The organism is Neobacillus sp. NPDC093127 (assembly GCF_044754175.1).
Lineage (GTDB): Bacteria > Bacillota > Bacilli > Bacillales > Cytobacillaceae > Neobacillus.
In genome coordinates this window covers 87045-97525 of record NZ_JBIVOP010000002.1, presented here as the reverse complement: position 1 = coordinate 97525, position 10481 = coordinate 87045, and the positions used below count along the sequence as shown (strand labels likewise).

Below are 10481 nucleotides of genomic sequence, written 5' to 3'. Positions count from 1 at the left end.
TCTCGCCAAACTGGACGGTAATCTCGCCAAACTGCGGATTTATCTCGCCAACTTTCTCATTAATCTCGCCGAACTGACCGTGGATATCGCCAAACCCTTTTTTATTACCTTTTTTATCTGGACTGGACTCCGTTTCTTTGAAGCTTTGCCCACTCTTTTCGATGATTTCTCCAACTCGTTCCGGAATCTCGCCAAACTGGACGGTAATCTCGCCAAACTGCGGATTTATCTCGCCAACTTTCTCATTAATCTCGCCGAACTGACCGTGGATATCGCCAAACCCACTTTTTTATTACCTATCCGAACTAGTCCAATCCTTTGAAGGTTTGCTTACTTTTAAAGAGTGATAAGAACCAATACAAAAAACCATCCCAACTTATGGCCGGGATGGCAGTACAGGAACTTTCAGTTATTTTTTCATCCAGCCCATGCCCATCGAGCCTTCGCCGAGGTGGGTGCCGATGACGGCTCCGAAGTAGCCGATGGAGAACTCAACGTTGGGATACAGAGCCGATAACTCGTTCTGCCATTCCTTCGCCTCTTCCTCGCGGTTGGCGTGAATGATAACGGCTTGGTAGGCAGCTCCGCTCGCAGCATCCTCATCGAGCAGGTCGACTATTCGTTTCATCGCTTTCTTTCGGGTGCGGATTTTTTCAAACGGGACAATGGCCTTGTCAACGAAATGGAGCAGTGGTTTGACCTGCAGGAGACTGCCGATGAAGGCGGCGGCACCTGAGAGGCGGCCACCGCGCTGCAAGTGTGCCAAGTCATCGACCATGAAATAAGCATGGGCAGATTGTTTCAAAACTTCAAGCCGATTGATAATTGCCTCAGGCTCCTCGCCTCTTGCAGCCAGCTCGGCTGCTTCAATAGCGTAGAAGCCTTGCACCATGCAGCTGATTTCCGAATCAAATGGATAAACCTTGATGCCTTCAACCATCGTGCTTGCGGTTACGGCCCCCTGGTACGTGCCGCTGATGCCGCTTGAAAGGTGAACACAGATAACAGCATCGTACTCGCTGGCTAACTGCTCAAAAAGCGCAACAAATTGACCAATCGGCGGCTGTGAGGTGGTCGGCAGCTTCTTTGTTTTTACTTCTTCGTAAAACTGGCTCCAGGTGATATCGATTTCTTCCTGATAAACTTCGTTTCCGAAAATAACATTTAACGGGATCATATGTATATTCCATTTATCGCGTAATTCTATCGGTATGTATGCGGTGCTATCTGTGACAACTGCCGTCTTCATAAATATTTGTACCATCCTTGTTTTTTCTGCAACAAACCTTTTGTATTTTATTTTATAGGAAAGCGGAATAAATTGCATTATTTTGGGTAACTATTTCCTAAGTATGAAAAAAGAGCATGCGCCTCGGCATGCTCTTCACTCTATTTCACATAATTATCGGACTTCAACCCAGCCATTTTTGATTGCGACGACGACGGCTTGGGTGCGGTCGTTTACGTTCATTTTTTGTAAAATGTTTGACACGTGGTTTTTGACCGTTTTTTCGCTGATAAATAGGGCCTCACCGATACCGCGGTTGCTTTTTCCATCGGCAAGCATTTGCAGCACTTCGCATTCGCGACGTGTTAATAAATGGAGTGGACGGCGGATTTCAAGCGTTGGAGCATATCCGCGCCCGCCGCTGGCAACCCCTGCGGCTAATTTACGATATTCATTGACTAAATTGTGAGTGACTTTTGGATGCAAATAGGAACCGCCATCAGCCACGACACGGACTGCTTCAATCAAAGCATCAGCGTCCATTTCTTTTAATAGATAGCCTCTTGCACCTGTTTTCAAGGCATGGGTTACATAGTTTTCATCGTCATGAATCGAGAGAATGATAACCTTTGTATCCGGGTATTTCTCAATTAACTCCCGGGTTGCCTCGACCCCGTTCATTTGCGGCATATTGATATCCATAATAACGACATCTGGCAGGTTCTCCTGTACAAGGCCTAATGCTTCGCTTCCATCATCGCCTTCGGCAACGACTTGGAATGATTTTTCAAACTCTAGTATTCTCTTAACGCCTTCTCTGAATAGTTGGTGATCGTCAATAATGACAATTTTGGTAGTCAATTGCTACGCCCCCTAATCTTTCATTAGTTTTATTAGTCATAGAAATTATTCCAATTTCAATTAGTTGTTTAATGGAACGTGAATTAATACAGCGGTTCCTTTGCCAAGTTTGGAATCGAAAGTGAGTTTACCATCAAGCAGGTCAACTCGCTCTCTCATTCCGATTATTCCAAAAGACTCTGGTTTCTTTTGGGTGGTATCAAAACCGGCTCCATTATCCTTGATCAAAACGGTTATTGCAGCATTTGTAATTTCTAAACTTACTTTGATTTCACAGGCATTTGCATGTTTCAGCGCATTTTGCACGGATTCTTGAATCATTCGGAACAAGGCGACCTCATACTTAGTTGGCAAACGTCGTTCCATGCCGATATTCACAAACACAATTTTTGAGTGGTTATGATATTCTTCGATGGTTTGTAAATATTTTCTGAGGGTTGGGACAAGGCCTAAATCATCCAATGCCATTGGACGTAAGTCGTAAATAATTCGCCTTACTTCGTAGAGTGCAGCGCGGACCATTTTTTTGAAGCTGGTAACTTCAGAAAAAGCCTCCTCCGCCCCTTTATCCCGATATACCCGCTCAATTAAATCAGAGCGCATGATAACGTTGGCAAGCATTTGTGCCGGCCCATCATGAATCTCTCTTGATAGCCGCTTGCGTTCTTCTTCCTGTGCCTCAATGATTTTTAAGCCGAAGTCTTGTTTGGCTTTGGCATTTTCCAATGCTTTACCGACCTGTTTTAGATCACTCGTTAAATAATTCATGACAACAGATATTTGCGAAATCAACTGGTCCGCACGATCAATTGTTTCATCTAAACCGATTAGTCTTCGCTCGAGATCGTCCCTTTTTTCCAAAAGCTGTTTCTTATATTGCCAGTTTATAGAAAGGTCCATTTGGAGCTGGTGAGCCTTTTCATAGGCATCCCTGACCTCTCCCTCCGAATATTTTTTAAAATTCATGCTAACCTCGGAAAGGATAACCCGCGCTTCTAGCACCTGATTTTCAAGCTGCTGGCCTTCTTCATTCAATTTGACCATCATTTGCTTAATTGATTTCAATTCATTCGTCATATTTTCGTAGTCTGTTCGACATTGTTCGCCAATACGAAATATGTCTGTTTTACTACAAGTAACCGTGTCAATCATTTCTTCACGAATTTCATCAATCGACTTCGTATTAATTTGCTCTATTTTCATTGTTTTTTTCCTCCGGGGAGATTTTTTCCCTTTAGGCCTTCATACTCATTTTACCTTGGCTTGTAACAATTTACTAACATTTGCACCTTAAAATGTAGACTAATGGCTCGGCATTCGAGAAAAAGTAGTATAATAATAGTATTATTTCTACTTCATTTCTCCTGTTATAGTAAACTTTTTGATAAAATCTGGCACAATCCAATTAAGCCTATTATATCATTCGAAGGTTACTGACATATTAAAGGTATATTACACAAATATTTTTTCGAAAAGGCTTTTCTGACATATAACTGTTTAATTTCCCCAATTATAAAAAGAAGGAAGGAGCTTACTATGCTGAGCCGCTACTGTACAGTCAAACAATCTGGCAACCATGAAATTAACATCCAAAAATCGCGTTTTATCGCCCACATTAAAAGGGTCGAAACAGAATTGGAAGCGCAGGAATTCATTCTGGCCATTAAGAAGCAGCATTGGAATGCCACCCATAACTGCTCTGCCTATCTCATTGGCGAGCATGATCAGATTCAAAAGGCGAACGACGACGGTGAACCAAGCGGTACGGCCGGTGTTCCCATCCTTGAAGTATTGAAAAAAAGAAAACTGAAAGACACAGCAGTTGTTGTCACCCGCTACTTTGGCGGGATTAAATTAGGCGCAGGCGGTCTCATCCGTGCCTATGGAAAAGCAACATCTACAGGTTTGGACTCGGTTGGCATTGTCGAAAGAAAGCTTTCTCAAATCGTCCAAGTGAAAATTGATTACACCTGGCTTGGGAAAATTGAAAAGGAACTGCGGTCATCTACATACAAAATTAAAGAAATTCATTACTTTGATACCGTTGAAGTTGAAACTTTTGTTGACGAAAGCAGCGTCCAGGTCTTTATGGATTGGATGATTGAACTAACCAATGGCCAGTGTACCCTTGAAAAAGGCGAAACCGTCTACCTTGAGGAAGATTATGTAAGCTAATCTTAAGAAAGATTATATTCGTTTTATCAGTAGAAAACAATTGGGAAAATAATCATAGGAAAGTGGGACGAGGAGCCTGTCCCTTCGTCCCATTTAAGAGCGGTTTTTGTTTAGTGTGCGGACGATGTTTAGTAATGGGCGATTGTTATTACCCATTAGGCCGATTTTTTCGGCTATTATTTCGATGAGTAGGACGACAATCCCAATTAATACTAGTGCCCCGCCGATTCTAGCTTGGGAATAGATGACCGCGACTAGTCCGAAGAAGGCGGCCATGGCGTAAATGAGTAAAACGGTTTGCCGGTGTGAATAGCCCATTCGGAGCATGCAGTGATGGAGATGAGATTTATCCGGTGCTGATAAGGGCTGTTTATTAATGATTCTTCTGATAATCGCGAAAATCGTGTCGGAAATCGGCACACCAAGGATGATCACTGGAATAACAAAGGAAATAAAGGTGACATTTTTAAAGCCAAGGAGCGAGAGGACCGAAATGATAAATCCTAAAAAAAGCGCTCCCGTGTCCCCCATGAAAATCTTTGCCGGATGGAAATTATAAATTAGAAACCCGAGTGTACTGGCAAGGACAATTAAGCCAACGGCTGCTACGTAAAAATTCCCCTGAATAATCGCCATTCCTGAAATCGTAATTAAGGCAATCGAAGATACCCCTGCAGCCAGGCCGTCGAGGCCGTCAATTAAGTTAATTGCGTTGGTGATGCCAACAATCCAGAGAATCGTAAAAGGGATACTTAAAAACCCAAATTGGAGTTGGCCGCCAAATGGCAGGTTAATAAATACCATTTGTAGATCCCCTAAAAAAACAACAGCGCAGGCGGCTGCTAGTTGCCCGAGGAGCTTATACTTGGCAGGTAATTCAAACATATCATCACAAAAGCCAGTAATAATAATGAGCAGACAGCCAAGCAAAATGGCCCATGAAAATTGGCTTTCGGGTCTCAACAAAATATTACCGACGATAAAACTTATAAATATGGCTAAGCCTCCAAGCCTAGGCATGATCGACTGATGGACTTTGCGCTGATTCGGCCGGTCTGTTGCCCCAATTATAAAGGCAAATTTTTTTATTAGTGGTGTAATAAGAATGGAGACGACAAAACATACTAGCAAGGTAAGATAAAGCATCATAAATCCTCCTTGTTAGTCAGTTTGTCCATTAAAGATAAAACAAAAACAAATAACCTATAGTAAAAAACGGTAAAACAAGAATATAATTTTTCTCCAGCGAAAGTCATATAAAAGAGACACTCCCCGAAGGAAATGCCTCTTTTGGCGGTAAACGGATTACTTAATCCATGCTCCGTCCTTACCTAGTTTGTATTTGCCGATTGTAGTATTAGCAGCCATACTTCCGTCGTTGTAGAGGAAGTACCACTTAGCACCGACTTGAACCCAGCCGGTTTTCATCGCTCCAGAAGCAGCAAGGTAATACCACTTGTTATTTACCTTAACCCAGCCTGATTGCATTGCACCAGAGTCTGCAAGGTAGTACCAAGTCTTGCCGTCTTTTACCCAGCCAGTTTTCATCGCTCCAGTTGAAGCAAGGAAATACCATTTGTTGCTCAATTTAATCCAACCGGCTTGCATTGCACCAGAGGATGCAAGATAATACCAAGTCTTACCGTCTTTCACCCAGCCAGTTTGCATGGCGCCAGATGATGCAAGGTAATACCAAGTCTTGCCGTCTTTAACCCAGCCGGTTTGCATTTCGCCAAATGTTTCTTCATCATCACTGAAGAAATACCACTTGCCATTTACTTTAACCCAGCCAGTTTCCAAAATGCCTTTATTATTGAAGTGATACCAAACTCCTTCTTCCAGGAGCCAGCTATTAGTCAGTTCAACGCCAGTTTTAGGATTAATATAGTGATATCCATCTTCATCATAATACCATCCAATGTATTGTTCAACCGTTACAGTAGTTGCTTTACTTACGTTTCCAGCAGCATTTGTTGCTGTTACAGTAATAACTGTTCCTACTTTTTGTGCTTCGATTTCGATTTCAAAATATCCATCCTTCTCAGCAACAGTCGAGCCAATAACTTTGTTTCCAACTTTCGCTTCTACAGTGGAACCTTTTTCTGCAGTCCCAATAATAAATGTGTCTAAATTTGTTACTTCAAAAACTTTCGGTGCCGCAGGTGCAGTTACGTCTTTAACCGTCACTTTTGTTTCTTCACTCACGTTGCCAGCAGCGTCTGTTGCTGTTACAACAAGTTCAGTTCCTGCTTTTTGAGCAGTAATTGTTACAGAATATTTACCGTCAGCCCCTGCAGTTGCAGTACCGATTACAGTGCTATTTGCTTTTACTTCTACCGTAGCCAAAGCTTCTGTAGTTCCAGTAACTTTTGTTGTTTTATTTGTTACAGCATCAACCTGTGGTGCTGCAGGTGCAGTTACGTCTGTTACGATTACTTTTGCATTTTGGCTTACGTTTAATGCAGCATCAATCGCCTTAACAATTAGTTCCGTTCCAGCTTTTTGAACAGGGATGTCTACAGTAAAGGTTCCGTCTTTAGCGGCAGTTGCACTGCCAATGATCGTTCCATTTGCTTTCACTTCAACTTGAGCCTCAGCAACAGTGTTACCAGTTACTTTTGTTGATTGGTCTGTTACGCCTTCAACAACAGGTGCAGGAGGAGTAACCTCAATCATTTTAATTCTTCCTTCAATTGCTGCTGAGATCGGACCCTTTTGTGCTTTTACATAATCAATCAAAGTATCTAAATCTGTTTTTTGTGTGACTCTGTCCTTACCATCTTTAAGGATTGTAAATCCATCTCCACCATCTGCCATAAAGTTATTTACAGCGACAGTATATACAGCCTTTGGATCAATTTTTGAACCATCAGGTAAGTAAATATCTAGGATCTTATTTCCGATTGATAATTTATCTGACCATGTGTAGGTCAAACCAGAAATTTGCATAACTTTTGCGTAACTCGTTTCAGACCATTGTTGGTTCAGCAAGATTCTTACTTGTTCACCAGTAATTTTTTCTGTAACAACATCATTACCAAATGGCTGGATAGCAAATAAATCTCCCCAAGTGATTGGGCCGGATTTCTTAATTTCGTCGCGTACACCGCCGGAATTCATAAATCCAAATTGTGCTCCAGTTTGAATTCGCATAGAATCGGCAATTAAGTTCCCCATTGCGGATTCTCCAGAGGCATTTACCTTTTTAGTAATTACGTTTGCAGCATCTCCAACTACTACATTTACTTTTGGAGCTATATATGCTTGATACTTATCAAGCTCTGCTTTGATTTTTGCATCAAGATGCTCTTTGTTTTGGAATGTTCTTACAATCTCAGCCTTCTTTGTTACAACATCTTGTGTAATTGGATCAATTGTTAAATCAATATCAGAGAATGCTGTTCCGTAAGAATAAGATTGGACGAGTAATTTGCCATCGACATTAGCATTCAAATAGGCATGGTCATGTGCACCATAGATAACGTCAACCTCTTTATCAACCTTTTTAGCAATGTCAACTACGCTTCCTTTAGCGTTCGTGCCATCAGTATTTGATGTTCCAGCATTATGGGCAAGGACTACGATTGATTTAATGCCTTGTGATTTTAATTCAGCAGCGTATTTGTTAATTGCTGTTGCTTCATCTGTAAATTTCACGCCAGCTACACCACTTGGAGTAACGATTGTTGGTGTTTCAGTTGTAACAACACCGATAAAGCCAATTTTCACACCGTTTACTTCTTTTACTACATATGGATCTAAAATTAATTTTCCAGTTTTTTCATCCTCAACGTTAGCTACAACGTATGGGAAACTCGCACCTTCAAATACTCCAAAATCTTTCTCCGTTGCCGGATGCGCGCCACCATTGATTAGGCGCTTCATTTCTGCTACACCTTCATCAAATTCGTGGTTACCAATTGTCCCTACATCGAAGCCAAGTTCATTTAAGAAGCGAATGGTTGGCTCATCCTGTAATAGGGCAGATACCGGACGGCTTGCACCTACTGCGTCTCCCGCTTGAACCATTAATGTATTAGAAGGGTTTGTTGCTTCTCTTTCTTTCAAATAACCAGCTAGGTATTCAATTCCACCTACAGGCTGACCATTAACATTTGTTTTGTAGTCTAGTTGACCATGAAGGTCGTTGATTCCTAGTAATTGAACATGAACATTTTGATCTAATTCAAATAGCTCGTATCCTGGTTTTGTTGTTGATGCTCCAAGGTCTTTAACATTTGGTGTTTGACCAAGGTATGGTTTAGCCTCTGGAGCAGAATGGAATACTAATTTGGCAACGCCGCCAACAGGAGCGATCTTCCAGTTATTGTCTGCAACAGGATTAATCGTGCCTTTTGCCGTAATATAATCCATTAAAATTTGACGGTTTTCAAATGGAGAATCGACGACAACTTTCGCATCCTTCAACTCAGGTAGACCGCCGCTTCCGCCAGCACGGTAGTTATTTGTTGCAACGATAAATTTTTGAGTTGGTTGAACAGCCGTTCCATCCATCATCGTTAATTTAATGATTCTTTGACCTACTGGTTTCGTAACGTCAATTTCGTATTTAACACCATCAATAACATCATAGTTGTAGGGACGGAAATCATAGTCAAGTAAATCTTGGTTTCCTTCTTTACTCGGGTCGATTGTTTTGAATTGTGAAGCAGAAATTTCTAACCAGCGCTTCACTTGGTCACCGTTAACCTCCACAGCTTTTAAGGTATTATCGAACAAATACAAATCAGCCGCACTCTTGATTGCGACATCACCTTTTGGAATGTTCGTATAATCCCCGACACCACCACGGCCGCCTTTAAATGGTGCTGCTGCCGAAAGAACAGGAACATTCTTATATTCTGGTGCATTTGCATTAATCCATTTTTTCACGTAATCCATTTGTGCTGCATTAACAATTTGCGTTGACGCATCATCCATTACACGGGTAAAGAAGCTGTGCATTGGAATATCAGATTCACCAATTTTTCCCCGTACATAGGTTTGAGTAGCTTCATGGACATCCTTCACATCAGCAACGATTTTTTCATCTGAAGCTGTGTCAGCGGATACAGGACGGTTAACTGATTTAGAGTTAGCCTTATCAACTATCCACTTTCCATTTGCATCCTGTACAAGAGCTAAATCAAGAACTCCGAGGTTATTTCCCCAGAAACCGGCTTCGACAGCTTGTACTCCATTTATTTTCCCATTCGTATTATCAATGTTAGCCTTGCCGTTAAAGCCCGCATCTCCAGGGAAGTTCACGTGGGCATGTCCAAACAACATTGCATCGATGCCAGGAACTTTGGTTAAATCATATACTGCATTTTCAGCTTCTTCTTTACCTGCTTCATCGATATCACAGCCAGAGTGCGCAATCGCTACAATTACATCTGCGCCTTCTGCTCTCATTTTTGGAATGAATTTGTTTGCTTCTTTGACAATATCCTTCGTAATGACTTTCCCAGAAAGGTTATCCTTGTCCCATCTCATGATTTGCGGTGGTGCAAAGCCGATTACCCCAACCTTAATTTCATGCTCGTTTCCAGCATCATCTTTAATAGTTTTAGGCAGGATTTTATAAGGGGTAAAATAGTTAATATCATTGGTAGGATCGTTATCATGATCGTCTTTATAGATGTTAGCGTTTACAATCGGGAACTGAACTTCCTCTAAAACATCATTCAAATAGTCTAAACCATAGTTGAATTCATGATTTCCAACGATACCTGCATCATATTTCAAATAATTCATTGCTTTGTAAATAGGGTGAGTTTCATCTGGTGCTAATCTTTTTACTTTCGCAACATAACTGGCAAGCGGATTCCCTTGAATCGTGTCACCAGCATCAAAAAGCATCGAGTTGGTTTTTTCAGACCTAGCCTGTTTGATTAGCGTTGCTGTTTTTGCTAGTCCATAATCTTTTACTTCTGCATCTTTGAAATAATCATACGGCATTACATTGGAATGCAGGTCCGTAGTTTCCAAGATACGAAGAGTTGCCGTACTTCCAATACCTTCTGCTTTGGCTGCATGTGGGAAAATATTCAATGGAACCACTGAAAGCGCTAACGCGACAGCTAGAGAACCATTAAGCATACGTTTCTTGATGCTTCTTTTAATCTTTCTCTTCACACTCTTTCCGCCCTTCGACAAAATATTTTTTATTGCAAGATTTATTCTACTAATTTTCATTAGAGTTTAATAGTCTTTT

General features: G+C 41.4%; 7 protein-coding genes. 2 read left to right on the top strand and 5 right to left on the bottom strand.

Annotation, left to right across the window (positions count from 1 at the left end; all coding sequences use genetic code 11):
- Positions 1-322: hypothetical protein (locus tag ACIQCO_RS03595; protein WP_400426046.1), on the top strand; the 322-nt coding region annotated here is incomplete at its 5' end.
- 87 nt (positions 323-409) lie between these two features.
- On the opposite strand, the gene ACIQCO_RS03590 is transcribed toward ACIQCO_RS03595, so the two are convergent.
- The 3 genes from ACIQCO_RS03590 to ACIQCO_RS03580 form a co-directional block, all read right to left on the bottom strand.
- A complete protein-coding gene (locus ACIQCO_RS03590) occupies positions 410-1249 on the bottom strand; it encodes a DegV family protein (RefSeq protein ID WP_400426568.1) in 840 nt (279 codons plus the stop codon).
- A 153-nt stretch (positions 1250-1402) separates the two neighbouring features.
- Positions 1403-2089, bottom strand: coding sequence for a response regulator transcription factor (locus ACIQCO_RS03585; protein WP_400426044.1), 687 nt, complete (start codon positions 2087-2089; stop codon positions 1403-1405).
- 60 nt (positions 2090-2149) lie between these two features.
- Positions 2150-3292 carry a sensor histidine kinase gene (locus ACIQCO_RS03580; RefSeq protein ID WP_400426042.1) on the bottom strand — a complete coding sequence of 381 codons (1143 nt, stop codon included), beginning with the start codon at positions 3290-3292 and terminating at the stop codon, positions 2150-2152.
- A gap of 333 nt (positions 3293-3625) precedes the next feature.
- Between ACIQCO_RS03580 and ACIQCO_RS03575 the strand changes: the two genes are divergently transcribed.
- The gene (locus tag ACIQCO_RS03575) at positions 3626-4264 is read left to right on the top strand and encodes a YigZ family protein (RefSeq protein WP_400426039.1); all 639 of its coding nucleotides are present in this window, start codon (positions 3626-3628) and stop codon (positions 4262-4264) included.
- A 93-nt stretch (positions 4265-4357) separates the two neighbouring features.
- On the opposite strand, the gene ACIQCO_RS03570 is transcribed toward ACIQCO_RS03575, so the two are convergent.
- Both ACIQCO_RS03570 and ACIQCO_RS03565 read right to left on the bottom strand, forming a co-directional pair.
- Positions 4358-5410: a glycosyltransferase family 4 protein gene (locus tag ACIQCO_RS03570; protein WP_400426037.1), complete on the bottom strand. Its 1053-nt coding sequence runs from the start codon at positions 5408-5410 to the stop codon at positions 4358-4360.
- Between the two features lie 159 nt (positions 5411-5569).
- The gene (locus ACIQCO_RS03565; RefSeq protein ID WP_400426035.1) at positions 5570-10402 is read right to left on the bottom strand and encodes a bifunctional 2',3'-cyclic-nucleotide 2'-phosphodiesterase/3'-nucleotidase; all 4833 of its coding nucleotides are present in this window, start codon (positions 10400-10402) and stop codon (positions 5570-5572) included.
- Positions 10403-10481: the final 79 nt, after the last annotated feature.